Source organism: Paenibacillus sp. Soil724D2 (genome assembly GCF_001427935.1).
Classification (GTDB): domain Bacteria; phylum Bacillota; class Bacilli; order Paenibacillales; family NBRC-103111; genus Paenibacillus_E.
The window spans coordinates 137,002-152,960 of the sequence record NZ_LMRY01000023.1 but is presented as its reverse complement, the minus strand read 5'-3'; the positions used below and the strand labels follow the sequence as shown (position 1 = coordinate 152,960).

Here is a 15,959-nt window from a genome sequence, read left to right as displayed (position 1 = left end):
TCGAAATTTAAGAAAAAATATCTTCAAATGTATTGACGGGAAATCCTCCCAATGCTAATATACAGTAATTCCTATTAAATTACTCGGTATAATGTTTTGATAGAGTTAATAGGAAATAGAGTCAAGCATTAGATCGGGAGGGTAACTCATGAAAAGAACGAAATTAGGCGGTTTATTCATCATTTTGGCTTTAGTAGGAAGCTTGCTTGCAGCCTGCGGACAAACAGAGAACAGCGGCGCGACGGCAACACCTGCAGCAAGTGCGAAGGCAACTGACGCAGCTAAAGCAGCAGATTTAAGCGGAAAGAAAATTGCACTCGTGATGCAATTCAATACAGGTACATTTTCGTCTCAGTATGTAGAAGGCGTGAAGGAACAAGTAGAGAAACTTGGCGGTAAGGTAACGGTATTCGTTGCTGATACGGATCTGGCGAAAATGTCATCCAATCTGGATGCAGCGATTAATCAGAAATTCGATGGTATTCTCATCGATCATGGAACAGCTGAAGCATTGGAAGCAGGCGTGAAGAAAGCACTTGAAAAGAAAATCCCAGTTGTAAGTTTCGATTCGATCCTTTCTGTTCCGGGTGTTACGTCCTTAGAGCAAGGCGATCAGAAGATGGCTGAAGCTACGCTAGAGCAGCTTGCGAAGGATGCCGGCGGTAAAGGGAACATCGTGAAAGTATGGGTAGCCGGCTTTGCACCGATGGAACGCAGACAACTCGCTTACCAAGCTTTCCAAAAGAAATATCCAGACATTAAAGAAGTCGCTGCTTTCGGTACAGCCAAAGATCCTGCGTTAGATACACAAACGCAAATGGAAGCGATTCTGAAGAAATACCCGAACAAAGGCGATATTACAGCGGTATGGACAGCTTGGGATGAGTTTGCGAAAGGCGCGTCCCGTGCCATTCAACAAGCAGGTCGTACAGAAATTAAAGTATACGGGATTGACTTGAGCGATGAAGACTTGCAATTGCTGCAAGATCCAAAAAGCCCATGGGTAGCATCAGCTGCGGTAGATCCGAAGGATATCGGTCGCGTGCAAGTGCGTTACCTGTATCAGAAGCTGCATGGTGATCAAACGCCTGAGAAAGTGGTACTGGAGCCTGTTTATGTATCCAGAGACCAACTGCCGAAGGACAAGCAAGTAAATACAACACAGCTTAGCGAATATGTCAAAGGCTGGGGCGGAAGCCAACAAGGCTATACCGACTGGTTAAAAGCTGCAGAAAAAAAATAGTGTTGTCCAATGCGGTCCCATCGTCAATATGCGATGGGACTTTCAGATTAAGATGAGAGGTGAATGATGATGTCGGTAAACAACGGATCTTTGCTGCATATGAGAGGCATCTCCAAATCGTTCCCCGGTGTGAAGGCGCTTCAGGAGGTTGATTTTGACCTGCAAACCAAAGAAATTCATGCCTTGCTCGGGGCTAACGGTGCTGGCAAGAGCACCTTGATGAAGATTTTATCCGGCGCTTATACCCATGATACGGGGCAAATTTCGATAAACGGCCAGTCTCTCCATATACAGACGCCTAAGGAAGCTATGAACCAAGGTATCTATTGCGTCTATCAAGAAGTTGATACAGCCTTGGTGGCTGGGCTTACGGTGACCGAAAATGTCATGATGGATAAAATGGTTCAAGGCGGTGCCTGGGTCAGCTGGAGAAAGCTGCATCGGGAGGCTGAAGGGATTCTAGCAAAGATCGGGGCTGCGTTCTCTGTTCGCAGCAAGGTGGACGAGCTGAGCATCTCCCAGAAGCAGCTAGTACTTATCGCAAGAGCGATGGCTCATAAGGCCAAGATCATCATTTTCGACGAGCCGACAGCCCCGCTTAGTCTGGAGGAGTCAGAGTGGCTGTTCCAGATCATGGACAGCCTCAAGCGCGAAGGGGTGGGGATTATCTTCATCTCCCACCGCTTGCAGGAAGTGTTCCGTGTCGCTGACCGGATCACGATCATGCGCGACGGCCGCCACGTGCTCACGCAGGCGGCCGCAGACATGGACATCGCAGGGGTCATTGAGGCGATGCTGGGCAAGACCTTCACCGAGGAGTTCCCCAAAGCCGATGTTCCAATCGGCGATACCCTCCTCGAGGTGAAAGGGCTGCGCCGCGGCACCAAGGTGCGCGGCGTCAGCTTTGCCCTCCGCCGAGGTGAAATTCTCGGCGTTGTGGGGCTGGTCGGCGCCGGCAAGACGGAGCTGAGCCGGCTGATCTTCGGCGCCGACGCCGCGGACGGCGGCGAGGTGTGGCTCGCCGGGCGCAAGCTCGCGCTGCGCCAGCCGGAGGATGCCGTGCGCGCCGGCATCGCGCTCGTGCCCGAGGAGCGCCGCAAGCAGGGCGTCCTCGTGGAGGAGACGGTGAAGCACAATCTGTCGCTTCCGATATTGCGCAAGCTGAGCTCGCTCGGCTTTGTGCAGCGCGGCGCGGAGAGTGTGCACGCGGCGAAGATGGTAGAACAGCTGGGCGTGCAGCCCAGCGATCCGAATCGCGTGGTGAAGCATCTAAGCGGCGGCAACCAGCAGAAGGTGGCCGTGGGCAAATGGCTTCCGACGAATGCCGATGTCTATATGTTTGATGAGCCGACCAAAGGGGTCGATGTTGGCGCGAAAAGCGATATTTTCCGCTTAATCGGTCAATTGGCGTCGGAAGGTAAAGGCATTATTTATTTATCCTGCGAGCTAAATGAAATTATAGGAATTGCCGATCGCATTTTAGTAATGAGCTACGGTTCTGTGGTGAAGGAGCTCACCCGCGCAGAAGCGACGCAGGATCTCATTTTAACGTATGCGAGTGCGGGGGAGGCTGAATAGCATGAAGGAAAGAAGTTTGGATTTTACGTTTAAATACGGCGCTTTGTTCATCATTGCGTTGGTGGTTATCGTCTTTTCGTTTATTAATGAGAATTTTATGACTTATGACAATATCGCGGATATTTTAAGGTCGATATCGATTGTGATGTTTGTCGCTATTGGGGTCACGTTATCGCAAATTGTGGACGGGTTTGATTTATCCGTAGGTTCTACGGTTTCATTATCAACAGTAGCTGCGGCTGCCTTGATGGTTTGGTACCAACAGCCACTCATTCTGGTCATCATTGTTCCTCTTGTTATAGGTGCTGTCATCGGTCTCATAAATTCATGGCTCATCGTAAAAATTCGCATTCCCGATTTACTTGCTACTTTAGCGGTGATGTATATCATCGGTGGCGTGCAAAAAACGTATACGAAAGGCTTTTCCATCTATAATAATATGAGATTCCAAGACGGCACGGTGGCCAAAGGAAAGTTTACGCCGGAATTTCTCTGGATCGGTCAAGGTAAGCTCCTTGGTGTACCTGTGCCTGTTATTCTTATGATTGCGGCTGTTATCGCTGTGCATGTCTTTCTGACATACACCCGCTGGGGGCGCCAACTCTACATTACGGGGGGCAATCGGGAGGCAGCACGTCTCTCTGGGATTTCCGTTAATAAAATCCGCTTAGCGGCCTATGTGCTGTCAGGCATTTTCGCAGCGTTCGGTGGTATTCTGTATGCTTCTCGTGTCGGTTCAGGACAGATTGATGCCGGTGCTCCGCTTTTGATGGAAGCTGTTGCCTCGGTGTTCGTCGGGTATTCCGTGCTTGGTGCAGGGAAGCCTAATGTCATAGGGACTTTCTTTGGTGCAGTATTGATTGGCGTATTGCTCAATGGACTTACGATGCTGAATGTGCCTTATTTCGGATTTGATATTGTCAAGGGCGGGGTGCTGGTGCTTGCATTGGCTATTACTTTCGTTCATTTGAATCGACGCAAAGCCTAAAGTGGAGTGTTTGGTGTTACATTGACGCGTTATCACACTAAAGGCAGAAATTTTACGAGAAGTGTGGTATGATAGATTCATTGTTTTCTCAAAAGAAATGAAATCTAGGAGGAATTGAGAATGGCTCATCCAAAACAGCGCAGCGATATGATTAAAAAAGGATTCGACCGTGCTCCGCATCGCAGTTTGCTGCGTGCAGCCGGCGTTAAAGAGGAAGATTTCGGCAAGCCGTTTATTGCGGTTTGTAACTCTTATATAGACATTATTCCTGGACATGTTCATTTGCAAGAGTTCGGTAAACTAGTGAAGGAAGCGATCCGTGAAGCAGGCGGTGTTCCTTTCGAGTTCAATACAATCGGGGTTGACGATGGGATTGCTATGGGCCATATCGGCATGCGTTACTCCTTGCCAAGCCGTGAAATTATTGCGGATTCCTTGGAAACGGTTGTTAATGCACACTGGTTCGACGGAATGGTCTGTATTCCTAACTGTGATAAAATTACACCGGGTATGATCATGGGGGCCCTCCGCGTTAACATCCCAACGATGTTAGTAAGCGGCGGTCCGATGAAAGCCGGTAAAGATAAAAACGGTAAATCGATTTCCCTATCCTCCGTATTCGAAGGTGTAGGTGCTTTCCAAGCCGGTAAATTAGATGAAGCTGGCTTAGAAGAGTTAGAGCAATACGGTTGTCCGACATGCGGATCTTGTTCCGGTATGTTTACAGCGAACTCCATGAACTGTTTAGCTGAGGGCCTTGGCCTGGCTATGCCAGGTAACGGTACAATTCTGGCTGTTGCGGAAGAGCGTAAGCAATTCGTGAAAGATTGCGCCAAACAATTGATGGTCCTGATTGAAAAAGACATCAAGCCTCGTGATATCGTTACGATCGAAGCGATCGATAATGCATTTGCTCTTGATATGGCGATGGGCGGTTCCACGAACACAGTTCTTCACACACTTGCTATTGCGCACGAAGCTGGTATACACTATCCGATTTACCGAATTAATGAAGTGGCAGAACGCGTACCTCACCTAGCTAAAATCGCTCCGGCTTCAGATTACCATATTGAAGATGTGCACTTGGCAGGCGGTGTGAGCGCGGTAATTAATGAGCTGCTCAAAAAACCGGGCGCTTTCAACGGTGACTGTCTTTCCGTAACAGCGCAGACGCTTCGCGAGAATGTAGCTGGCCGCGAAATTCAAAATACAGACGTTATCCGTCCGTTGTCGAACCCGCACAGCGAAAGAGGCGGACTAGCTGTTCTGTTTGGTAACCTTGCACCTGAAGGCAGTATCGTTAAGGTCGGCGCGGTTGATAAATCCGTTGGCGGACGTCACGTTGGTCCAGCGATTTGTTTCAACTCGCAAGACGAAGCTTTGTACGGTATTGCGAACGGTCTTGTTAAAGAAGGCCATGTCGTTGTTATCCGTTACGAAGGTCCGAAGGGTGGACCTGGTATGCCGGAAATGCTGGCTCCTACTTCCCAAATCGTTGGTATGGGTCTTGGCGCGAAAGTTGCATTGATTACTGACGGACGTTTCTCAGGCGCATCCCGCGGGATCTCGATCGGTCATATCTCACCGGAAGCGGCTGAGGGCGGACCTTTAGCTTTCGTACATGATGGCGACATCATTGATGTGGACATGGATGGCCGTAAAATCGAACTGCAAATCAGCGATGAAGAATTCGCGAAACGCCGCGAGAGCTGGACAGAGTTCCAACCGAAAATCCAAACTGGATATTTGGCGCGTTATACGAAAATGGTGACAAATGCTAGTGCAGGCGCCATTCTGAAGTTTTAATTATTGATGTATCAAATAAAAGGGAGTTCGCGATTGATGCGAGCTCCTTTTTATATGTTTTGGGTTTGGGGCAGTAAAGCTTTTCAGACACTGTCGGCTCAGCGAGCCTTGCTGTAAGCGCGATTTTCGCCCTTATTGTTTGGGTGCTCCAGTTTAAGCGCGTTTTCCGCGCTTATTTATTTGAGGCTTATGCTGTTGATTGATTAATTGGTTGAGAATCCCGATATGCAAGTTGCAAATCTCCTTTTAAGCTAAAAAGAAATGCATAATAAGCAACGATCCCGCCAATACCGTAACCGCGACGACGATGGAGAGAGTCAGTACGAAACGGGCTTTAAAGATGGAGAGCATCATCAGCGTGCTTTTGACGTCGATCATAGGGCCGAATACAAGGAAAGCCAGTAAGGAGCCTGGAGAGAAGGAATTGGCGAAGGAGGCTGCCACGAAAGCATCTGTTGTGGAACACAGGGAGAGCAGGTAGGCAAAGCCCATCATGAACACATGTGAAATGAAAGGTCCCTGACCGATCGCGGATAAGCTGTCTTGGGCAACGAAGGTTTGGATAAGAGCGGTCAGGAAAGCGCCCAGCATCAAGTATTTACTCATTTCGAACAGCTCGGTCGTACCGTGGCTGAGCATAACCATCATGCGACCACCGTCGTGGGAGTGATTGTGGCCGTGGTGATGATCATGATGATGTCCATGATCATGATGGTTATGATTATGGCCTTGGTGGTTATCATGGTCATGGTCGTGAGCGTGAATGTGGTCGGCGTGATGTCCAGGGCTGGAACCCCCGTGGTGGTGCAGTGTGTTTGCCTGAATTTCGATAGGATGACGCAAAGGACTGCCTTTCAGGAAACGTGTCAGCAGCAATCCTACGATGAGTGCAACGCCAAATGTAAGCCCCATTCGCGAATAGGCCATCGAAGTCTCGCCACGGAAAGCCATGAACGTCGAGGCGAAGACGATAGGATTCAGAATCGGACCGACTAGAATGAAGATGACGGCTATGTACACTGGCATTCCTTTCCGCATGAGCCGACGAACGAAAGGAATCATTCCGCATTCACAGAGCGGGAACATGATGCCGAGTACGCAGGCAAATAAGATGCCTCCTAGCGGGTGCCGCGGCGTCATGCGTCTGATGAACGCTTCAGGAATAAAGTTTTCAACGACTGTGGATAGAAGTACGCCTAGTAACATAAAAGGCAAAGCGTCGAGAAAAATACTCATGAAGGCTTTAAAGACGTGCTTGAATTCATAAATGACCAAACCCATAGGAGGAAGCTCTCGCGTTGTCATGATTAAGATGAGGAGAAACGTGCAAATCACGGTGGAGATAGGAAGGCTCCAGCGGTATAGAGTCGATGGCAATTCGTTGACACCCCTTTGTCCGTTGATGCGTCCCCGAAGGACGCGAAGTTATTTTACCCATGGAAAGGCTAGTATGATCTATCCTATGTACATGCAGGTTCAGATAGGACAATGTCCTTGATTGACAATGGATTGTAAGGGTGTATAATAATATAAAATCAATCGCGATGATAGGAACAAGTAAGTTTGTCTTTCGTTTCTCAGAGAGCCGGTGGTTGGTGTGAACCGGTGAAACAAGCAAACCGAATGGATCCTTGAGCATGAGGCTGAACACAGTATGCAGGTTGCCGGAACCTAGGCCGGAGAACATTTCTCATCTGTCCAAGTATGCCAAACGGCAGCTCCCCGTTATCAGAGCCTGAAGGTCTTATTGAACAATTGTTCACGGACAAATTAGGGTGGTACCACGGTCTCTCGTCCCTTGCGGGGAGAGGCCTTTTTGTTGTTTTTTTAGACCATACGAAGTTAAGAATTCTGGAGGGATTATCCAATGAAACGAGTATTATCCGGTATGCAATCCAGCGGACAGCTGACGATTGGCAATTATATTGGCGCACTTCGCAATTATGTGAAGCTGCAGCATTTGCATCGCTGTTATTTTATGGTTGTTGATATGCACGCCATCACGGTTCCTCAGGATCCGGCAGCGCTGAAGGAGCAAACAGAGTCCATAGCTTCGCTTTATATTGCTGCGGGACTAGATCCTAGTAAAGCATCCATTTTCCTACAATCCCATGTTCATGCGCACGCTGAGCTCGGCTGGATTATGACGACGCTGACGCATATGGGAGAACTTGAGCGTATGACACAGTTCAAGGACAAGTCTGAAGGTAAGGATTCCGTTGGTGCAGGCCTATTTACGTATCCATCTCTGATGGCTGCTGATATTTTGCTGTACAATGCCGACTTAATTCCGGTTGGAGATGATCAGAAGCAGCATTTGGAGTTGACGCGCGATTTGGCGAACCGCTTCAATAACCGTTTTGGTGAAATGTTCGTCATGCCGCAGCCTTATATGCCTGAGATTGGTGCGAGAATCATGTCTTTGGATGATGCATCCAAAAAGATGAGCAAAAGCAGCCCGAATGCAGGTAGTTACATCGCCATGCTGGATGAGCCGGATGTGATCCGTAAGAAGCTGAGCCGTGCGGTCACTGATTCAGGCCGTGAAGTGAAATATGATCCGCAAAACAAGCCTGAGGTAAGTAATTTGATGTCCATTTACTCACACTTTGCTGAGATGAGTTTAGTTGAGATTGAAGCCAAATACGATGGGCAAGGCTATGGTCCTTTCAAAAAGGATCTAGCTGAACACCTCGTGGCTGTTCTCGAGCCGATCCAACAACGCTATCGTGAAATTCGCAGCTCAGGCGAAATTTTCGACATTTTGAAAAAAGGTGCGCAGGAAGCAGCTGAAGTGGCTGATCAAACCCTGCTCGAAGTGAAAAAGCGGATGGGCTTTGTCGTTATATAAAAAGCAAAAAAGAGCTCGAACAGCTAATATAGCTGTTTGGGCTCTTTCTCTTTTGACGCAATTGTTGATTCCGTCGTTAAGACCGCGTATTTTTTTTGCGAATCTTCGCTTTAACTACAAATCCATATCCAATAAAGCCTAAGGAGATGATGGAACAGGCAAAGACCATCCAAGGCTGCCTGAGGGCAATGAATAAGCTGATGGAGGCAAGCAGCAGGGTGCCAACAAAAGCGAAAAGAAGAGCGAGTGGTTTGCTCATGAATGTGACCTACTTTCTAGAAGATTGAACAGTGTCTTCTTATTTTAAACTTTTTTGATCGCTGTGCATATAAATTCATTTCCTCCACATACTATCTTTGCAAGCTTGCAAATACATCAAAGATCATAGCTGACTGAAAGGAGTTTGAATCCTTATGGCACAAAATCGTAGCAGTAACACATTGGTAGTTCCACAAGCCAACCAAGCTTTAGATCAATTGAAATATGAGGTAGCTCAAGAGCTGGGCATCCAAATTCCTCAAGATGGTTACATGGGTTATATGGCTACTCGCGATGCTGGTGCAATCGGGGGTAACATTACTCGTCGCTTGGTGCAAATTGCTGAGCAAACGCTGGCAGGACAATCTGGCTTCCGCAGCTAGTTTAGCCTGACTTCGTTCATAGCTTTTCCTGTTTAATGTAACAATAAAGCCCAGGGGCCTAAAAACCTCTGGGTTTTTTCTGTCTTTTTTTAAAGTAAAGAAAAGACGCGTTTGGTCAACGCGCCTCTTTTCTAATAAAGATCCACTTTCAGCTTCTTTTCAAGCCTAGTGTCACTTACCCAGCCCACATAAGAATCGAGTGTTTGGAAATTGTGATCCATCCGGACAACACCTACGAAAGGATACTGCTTGCGGTGACGATAACGCACATCAGCCCATCTTACTTCGTACCCGAAGCGGTGTTCTTTCACTTCAGCACATGTGAAGGATGAGAAGTAGAGTAAGGCTTGGATGTCTTCGTGACTTTTGGACACCTCGATGGCTGGATGGTCTTCACATTTGACAGTGTCGATCCACCTTAGCTTCGAATTCTTCAGCTCACCCAACTGAAAGGTACCGTCTGTTCTTCGTTTCACTACGTTCCACACATAGAGGTTGAATGTTACAATTAGTGTGTATTTATCCCCGGGCATATGGGTGGGGTCTTTGCGATAGAGCCCTTTTTCTACGATATAATGGTCGAGAGAGCGCCAGATATAATATAGAGCGATAACCCCGTACAAAGTCGGGAACACGAGCTTTGGACTCGCAACATGGAAAGACCACATGAAAATAGCAGCGATGTGGCTTGAGAAGATAAAGGGATCAAAGATGTGTATGATGTTCCATGACACCCACTTTTCAGAGAATGGCCGGAACGCTTGTGTACCATATGTGTTGAAACAATCTGTGAAGACGTGAAAACAAACGGCGATTCCTACCCACATACCAAGGTGCAGCAGAGGGATTCCATGGAAGAAAAGAGCGAGAGCTCCAGTGATCAGCAGCGTCCATAAAAGTAAAGCTGGCAAAGAGTGAGAACGACCACGGTGATTTCGAATGTAAGTGGCGTTCCCCTTAAAACGAAGCAGCCCGTCCACATCCGGAATCTGCGAGCCAATAACAGTTCCTATGAAGACTGCAGTAGTTGCCGCTGTGTCCGCAGAAACGCTAGGGTCAATTTGTGACAGTCCCGCTAACCCTAAACCAATTACGAGATGAGTGCCTGTGTCCAAATGGGTTTCCTCCTAAGAATTTTCCGTAGAAAATTTTCTTCGTAAGCATGGGCTGAGTTTTCCATAGAATAACTTACTTCAAAACGCGCTCGACCTTGTAAGACGACGGAATCATTTATCCTTGTAAGTCTGGTCATTTTTCCGTCTTTTTATTAGTTTACCATTTTGGAGCAAAAAATAAATCAGAGGGAGATCTAAAAATGTCCAAAGTTTTTGTAGAGTATGCCATAAAACCCGCTTTTCGGGCGTCTTTTCTCATCTATATGCAGGAATGGCAGCGGAGGGAAGGGCGATTTGAACTGCTGAAGGGAACGGATCAGGAAGGGCTTTTTGTGGAAATTTGGAAGGAAGTTACCTATGAGGAGTATTTCTCGTTAAAACAAGAACGTTTGCATGGAACTGAAAATGCTTCACACCAAGCCCTATGGGAAGAGTGGGTTGAAGGCGGCCTGCGCAAACTGCATATGTGGCATTTCACAGAAGTAACCTCTACATGACAAAAAAAAGCCGCTGCTCTAACGAAAGAGCAAACGGCTTTATGTGTGATCTAATTTATGCTCTCTGTTGGCCGGGTCCGCCGCCAGAGTATGGATAGTAATACTGAAGTTCCTCGTCGAATGTAATGTAGTCTAGATTCACCATGAGCAATAAGAAACGCATACCAGTGGCTGGATCGCTGATGATAATATGATCGCGGCCAGCTGCCTCAAGTTTGCCTTTGAAAATTTTGGCATTCCATTGCGAGTTATTTTCGTATGTCATGTAGATTGTAGCCATTTTACCAAGGTTCAAACGGAGAATATTTTCGATATAAGATTCTTCCATGGGGAGAAGACCTGGTACATTTACACCGGTTTGCAGACCGCCAGTAGGTGGAAATGCCGCTCCCGTCGGTGGAAAAGCAGTTCCAGCAGGTGGAAATCCAGCTCCACTTGGCGCAGGTTTATTCGCACCCGTTGTTGGAACGGGATAAGCCGGAAAAGGATATCCGTAAGGGGCTTGTGAGGTCATGCCTTGGTTTCCTTGATTACCGATTCTGTAAGGGCTATTCAACATTTTTGTGTTTCCTCCTTGAGCTTTCCTTGAGAAAGCTTTCTTCATAATTGAAATTTGAAACAAATTCTTAGTGCGTGTCATTATCCATAATCATCATATTGTGCATCTGCCTATTTGGTGACTGGTTTTTGCTGGATTACCCAAACAAAAAAAGCCCCAATGGGAGCTCACATAAGTAGAAATTTATAACCGACACCCCAAACCGTCTTAATATATTTCGGTTCTTTGGGATCAGCTTCTATTTTTTTGCGAAGGTTTGCGATATGTACATCGATTGCACGTTCAGTTACATAGGAATCGAAACCGCGGACCCGGTTCAAAAGCTCCTCCCGGCTGTATACTCGTCCTTGATTCTGCCAAAAAAGTTTCATAATTTCGAATTCAGAGAAAGTGGTCTCTATTAGTTTGCTATGTACAAAAAGGCAGCGTTTCTCTAGATCCAGTTGAACGACTTGCTCGGTCGTATCTGTAGATTGAACTGGCGGAGGGAAAGCATGTGAACGTCGCAGTAAAGCTTGTATTCTTGCCGATAATTCCCTCATTGAGAATGGTTTGCATAGGTAATCATCAGCGCCAGTCTGCAGGCCTTTGACGCGATCGGAGACCTCATTTTTGGCGGATACCATAAGAATGGGGATGGTTGACGAATTTCGGAAGTCAGTGCATAGTTGAATTCCGTCAACATCAGGCAGCATAATATCAAGCACGATGACATCAGGTTCGAAATCTCGGAATAACACTACACCTTGACGGCCATTTTCCGCACGCATGACTTGATAGCCTTCTTCGTACAGATAAATCGACATCATTTCACCAATGCTTAAATCATCTTCAATAATTAAAATCTTAGACATAAACGTTCCCCCTCCTTTTCCTTCCAAAGGTTCGGTGCTCGATATGCCGGACGCAACATTCGATCCTATATATCCATGTTATCATTATACATTTTGTGACGTCCAGTTTAACTTCATAATTAGTTCCTTCGTATGAAAAAAAAGAAGCTGGACGGTACTTGACGCCTAATTTCATAGGTCAAGTAATCCAGCTTCCTTCTATAATGTGAGTCCATGTAAGGAGAATCATACCGTTAAATGCTTTCGGACTTGATCTTCGCTCAAATGCTCGGCATGACCTTCGGCAGCTATTGTCCCTCGGTCCAATACATAATAGTAATCAGCGATGCTTGTAGCGAACTCTAAGCTTTGTTCGACCAGCAATACAGCAATTTCTCGATTACGTTTAATTGATTCAATGATGGCTTCAATCTCCATGACGATAGAAGGTTGGATACCCTCCATCGGTTCATCCAGCAGCAGCAGCTTGGGGCCTGGGGCTAAGGCACGGGCTATCGCTAATTGCTGCTGCTGCCCGCCGCTAAGGTCGCCGCCTTTGCGTTGAAGCATCTGACGAAGCACGGGGAAGGTGTCGAAAAGAGAATCAGGGAGCTTTTTTCTTCCATCTGTTGCAGCTTCAAGCCCAAGCAGCAGGTTTTCCTCGACCGTAAGCTGTGGGAAAATCTCGCGGCCTTGCGGCACGTAGCCGATCCCTAATTTAGCCCGTCGATCCGGTGGGAATGACGTTATATCCCGTTCATTATAGTGGATCGCGCCGGACTTCGGCTGAATGAGTCCCATAATGCTCTTCATGAGTGTGGATTTCCCTACACCGTTGCGGCCCATTAGACAAACGATTTGCCCAGGCTTCACCTGAAGGTTGACATGGCGTACAACCATACTCTCACCGTAACCGGCTTCTATCTTCTGAAGGTTAAGCACCTCGCTCCACTCTCCTTCCTAGATAAACTTCAGCAACCTTATCATCATTCTGAATATCCTGCATCGTGCCTTCCCGAAGCACGGTGCCTTCATGAAGTACCGTGACCGTTCTAGCGAACTTACGAACAAACTCCATATCGTGTTCAACTACGATGATCGTCTGATTAGCCGCTATTTCGTGAAGCAGCTCACCTGTTTTCTCAGTTTCGCTATCTGTCATGCCAGCGGCAGGTTCATCCAGCAGCAGTAGATCGGGCTCCTGCATAAGCAGCATCCCGATTTCAAGCCACTGTTTCTCGCCGTGAGAGAGTGATCCTGCTCGCTCATTGACTTTGCTTTGCAGGCCAATCATCTCGAGTCGGAGATGCAAGCGTTCTCGCTGTTCACTCGTCGTCTTGGTCCACAGTGCGCTAAGGAGGCCGCGCTGCTGTTTCATAGAAAGAGCCAGATTTTCAAAAACGGTTAATGTTGAGAAGACGGAAGGTGCTTGGAATTTACGACCAATGCCGAGCTGTGCAATTTGGTGTTCTTGGTGTCTGGTAAGATCAATTGATTCTTTGAAATAAACATGACCTTGTGAAGGCTTCACTTTCCCGCAGATGACATCCAAGAGCGTTGTTTTACCTGCTCCGTTCGGCCCAATGAGAAACCGAAGCTCGCCATATTGCAGGGAAAAGTCCAGATTGCGTAAGGCTTTAAATCCATCAAAGCTCACTTCAAGCCCTTTAACGCTAAGGATTTTCTCTCCGGTTACAGGTTGTTGTTTCGCTAATTGTCCTAGCATTGGGATGTTCCCCCTTCAAATTTCATAACATTAAGGATGTGGTGTATGGTTAGCTTGCTTCTTGCGATGAAGAAATCGGCTTAGGAAGCACGGGTTTTTTCCAATTGGAGGTGTAGTGTGCAATTGTACCAACGATACCTTTAGGTAGGAGCAGTACTACAATAATGAACATGGCACCGAGCATAATAGGCCACCAAGCGGGGTAAGCTTCGCTAAACGTTGTTTTAGCTGCGTTGGTGATTAATGCTCCAAGAACGGCGCCTCCGATCGTTGAGCGCCCCCCGATTGCCACCCAAAGAACCATTTCAATGGAAGGGACAATGCCCATTTGTGCGGGTGAGATAATGCCTTCCTGAAGGACGAAGAGAACACCGGCAAGTCCGGCTAATCCTGCTGAAGCGCAGTAAATGAATACTTTAAAGGTGACTGGATTGTAGCCAATAAAGCGAACCCGATTTTCCCCATCACGAATGGCTGTGAGGATGTTTCCCATGCGACTGGTAACGAGCAGGCTGCATAGGATAAGAACGACAATAACAATAGCTAAAGTGAGATAGAAAAATAATAATTTCGTAGATTGTGATTGCAGATTTAAGCCAAGAAAGGTGGTGAAATTGGTTAGTCCGTTAGTTCCACCTGTATAGCCTTGTTGACCAACAAATAACGTGACGGTAATAATGACTAGCGCTTGAGATAATATGGAGAAGAAAGCACCTTTAATGCGATTGCGGAATGTAAAGTATCCTAAAATGAATGCAACGATCATTGGAACGATGAGAGCGAGAAGAAATGCAGCGCCTGCGTTATGGAAAGGAACCCAGAACCAGGGTAATCTCTCAACACCGCTCCATGACATGAAATCGGGCAGCTGATCTGGCGTCGCGGCGAGCTTAAGATGCATGGCCATACAATAAGCGCCAAGTCCAAAGTAGACGCCATGGCCGAGGCTAAGAATCCCGGTATATCCCCAAATGAGATCAATTCCCATGGCAATGATGGCATAAGCCAGAAACTTGCCAAGAAGGGAAAGACGGAAGTCTGACATGAACAGAGGAGCCAATGCGATAGCGATCAAAAAAACGGCATAGACAAACAATTTAAGCTTGGATTGTCCCGTTAAGAGCATGGAAGATGCCACATCCTTTCTTCAATCTAAGGATCTTGAACGGATCGTCACAAGTCCCATCGGTTTCCATTGCAAGAAGGCGATTATGAGCGTAAAGACAAGTACTTTACCAAGCGTAGCACTAGTTGTGTATTCCAATGCTGTATTGAAAACCCCAATACCTAATGCTCCCGCAACGGTTCCAATCAGTTTGCCGATTCCACCAAGTACAACAACCATGAACGCATCCACAATATAGTAAGTGCCTATGGTTGGTCCAATAGGTCCAAGCAGCGTTAAGGCGCATCCGGCAATTCCTGCCATAGCGGAGCCAAAAGCGAAGGACTGAGCATCTACTCTCCGTGTGGAAATACCGAGACAAGCAGCCATTTCGCGATTTTGCATAACAGCTCTCATGCGTCTTCCTCCGGCAGAGTGGTACAGGTACATATAAATCACCAAGATACATAACGCAACCAAAGCAATAATAAAGAGGCGCTTGTAGGGGAGAATGAGGTCGGCCGATAGATGAAGTCCGCCTTCCAACCATTCGGGTGCTTTAACAGCCACATTAGGAGCACCGAAGATGGTGCGCGCAAGCTGCTGCAACGCAAGGCTTACTCCCCAAGTAGCAAGCAGGCTGTCTAGCGGTCTGCCGTACATGAATCGAATGAGAAAAACTTCGAGCAGCCAACCGACAAAGAAGGCTACCGCAAACGCAACACCTATCGATACGATGAAATACCATCCGAAAGCGGAAGCCGGTAGAAACTTCTGGAACCACTGCTGGACTAGATAAGCCATGTAGGCGCCAATCATGATGAATTCGCCATGTGCCATATTCATAACATTCATCAAGCCGAATGTAATCGCAAGACCTATGGCGATCAACAGCAAAATGGAGCTAAGGCTTAGACCGTTAAATAATTGAAGAAACAGCAGACTCATGTCAATCCCTCCCAGTGAACCCCGAGTAAACAAAATAAACGTCTACGCCGTCCTTCTTGGACGGGGGCG

16 protein-coding genes and 1 other annotated feature are annotated in these 15,959 nt (G+C 47.2%); of the genes, 7 read left to right on the top strand and 9 right to left on the bottom strand.

What is annotated here, in order from left to right; all coding sequences use genetic code 11:
• Positions 1-148: 148 nt before the first annotated feature.
• The 4 genes from ASG85_RS19920 (at position 149) to ilvD (ending at position 5,615) form a co-directional block, all read left to right on the top strand.
• Complete coding sequence (locus ASG85_RS19920) at positions 149-1,243, top strand: sugar ABC transporter substrate-binding protein (RefSeq protein ID WP_057307599.1); 1,095 nt, start codon at positions 149-151, stop codon at positions 1,241-1,243.
• Between the two features lie 69 nt (positions 1,244-1,312).
• Positions 1,313-2,821: a sugar ABC transporter ATP-binding protein gene (locus ASG85_RS19915; protein ID WP_060647563.1), complete on the top strand. Its 1,509-nt coding sequence runs from the start codon at positions 1,313-1,315 to the stop codon at positions 2,819-2,821.
• 1 nt (position 2,822) lies between these two features.
• Positions 2,823-3,809 carry an ABC transporter permease gene (locus ASG85_RS19910; RefSeq protein ID WP_060647562.1) on the top strand — a complete coding sequence of 329 codons (987 nt, stop codon included), beginning with the start codon at positions 2,823-2,825 and terminating at the stop codon, positions 3,807-3,809.
• A gap of 120 nt (positions 3,810-3,929) precedes the next feature.
• Positions 3,930-5,615 (top strand): dihydroxy-acid dehydratase, encoded by a 1,686-nt coding sequence (ilvD, locus tag ASG85_RS19905; RefSeq protein WP_057307596.1) that lies wholly within the window; start codon positions 3,930-3,932, stop codon positions 5,613-5,615.
• Positions 5,616-5,861: 246 nt separating this feature from the next.
• Here ilvD and ASG85_RS19900 read toward each other — a convergent pair whose 3' ends face one another.
• Positions 5,862-6,992, bottom strand: a complete 1,131-nt coding sequence (locus ASG85_RS19900) for a permease (protein WP_060647561.1) — start codon at positions 6,990-6,992, stop codon at positions 5,862-5,864.
• Between the two features lie 158 nt (positions 6,993-7,150).
• Positions 7,151-7,417, top strand: a binding site (T-box leader).
• 65 nt (positions 7,418-7,482) lie between these two features.
• Between ASG85_RS19900 and trpS the strand changes: the two genes are divergently transcribed.
• Positions 7,483-8,466 (top strand): tryptophan--tRNA ligase, encoded by a 984-nt coding sequence (gene trpS, locus ASG85_RS19895; protein WP_057307594.1) that lies wholly within the window; start codon positions 7,483-7,485, stop codon positions 8,464-8,466.
• Between the two features lie 76 nt (positions 8,467-8,542).
• Here the strand turns inward: trpS and ASG85_RS19890 are convergent, their stop codons facing one another.
• Positions 8,543-8,725 carry a DUF5325 family protein gene (locus ASG85_RS19890; protein ID WP_057307593.1) on the bottom strand — a complete coding sequence of 61 codons (183 nt, stop codon included), beginning with the start codon at positions 8,723-8,725 and terminating at the stop codon, positions 8,543-8,545.
• Between the two features lie 154 nt (positions 8,726-8,879).
• Between ASG85_RS19890 and ASG85_RS19885 the strand changes: the two genes are divergently transcribed.
• Positions 8,880-9,107: an alpha/beta-type small acid-soluble spore protein gene (locus ASG85_RS19885; protein ID WP_056829533.1), complete on the top strand. Its 228-nt coding sequence runs from the start codon at positions 8,880-8,882 to the stop codon at positions 9,105-9,107.
• Positions 9,108-9,238: 131 nt separating this feature from the next.
• On the opposite strand, the gene ASG85_RS19880 is transcribed toward ASG85_RS19885, so the two are convergent.
• Entirely contained in the window at positions 9,239-10,222 is a 984-nt protein-coding gene (locus ASG85_RS19880) for a metal-dependent hydrolase (protein ID WP_057307592.1), read from the bottom strand.
• A 200-nt stretch (positions 10,223-10,422) separates the two neighbouring features.
• Here ASG85_RS19880 and ASG85_RS19875 point away from each other — a divergent pair, with 200 nt between their 5' ends.
• Positions 10,423-10,719, top strand: coding sequence for a hypothetical protein (locus ASG85_RS19875; protein ID WP_060647560.1), 297 nt, complete (start codon positions 10,423-10,425; stop codon positions 10,717-10,719).
• Between the two features lie 55 nt (positions 10,720-10,774).
• On the opposite strand, the gene gerQ is transcribed toward ASG85_RS19875, so the two are convergent.
• The 6 genes from gerQ to urtB form a co-directional block, all read right to left on the bottom strand.
• Entirely contained in the window at positions 10,775-11,359 is a 585-nt protein-coding gene (gene gerQ / locus ASG85_RS39750; RefSeq protein ID WP_414858763.1) for a spore coat protein GerQ, read from the bottom strand.
• An 86-nt stretch (positions 11,360-11,445) separates the two neighbouring features.
• Positions 11,446-12,132: a response regulator transcription factor gene (locus tag ASG85_RS19865; protein WP_057307589.1), complete on the bottom strand. Its 687-nt coding sequence runs from the start codon at positions 12,130-12,132 to the stop codon at positions 11,446-11,448.
• Between the two features lie 225 nt (positions 12,133-12,357).
• On the bottom strand, positions 12,358-13,053 hold the full coding sequence (gene urtE, locus ASG85_RS19860; RefSeq protein ID WP_057307588.1) for an urea ABC transporter ATP-binding subunit UrtE: 696 nt from the start codon (positions 13,051-13,053) through the stop codon (positions 12,358-12,360).
• Positions 13,046-13,837: an urea ABC transporter ATP-binding protein UrtD gene (urtD, locus tag ASG85_RS19855; protein WP_057307587.1), complete on the bottom strand. Its 792-nt coding sequence runs from the start codon at positions 13,835-13,837 to the stop codon at positions 13,046-13,048. Before urtD ends, urtE begins: the two co-directional genes overlap by 8 nt.
• Positions 13,838-13,886: 49 nt before the next feature.
• Positions 13,887-14,963, bottom strand: coding sequence for an urea ABC transporter permease subunit UrtC (gene urtC / locus ASG85_RS19850; RefSeq protein ID WP_057307586.1), 1,077 nt, complete (start codon positions 14,961-14,963; stop codon positions 13,887-13,889).
• 21 nt (positions 14,964-14,984) lie between these two features.
• Positions 14,985-15,890, bottom strand: a complete 906-nt coding sequence (urtB, locus tag ASG85_RS19845) for an urea ABC transporter permease subunit UrtB (RefSeq protein ID WP_057307585.1) — start codon at positions 15,888-15,890, stop codon at positions 14,985-14,987.
• Positions 15,891-15,959 lie beyond the last annotated feature (69 nt).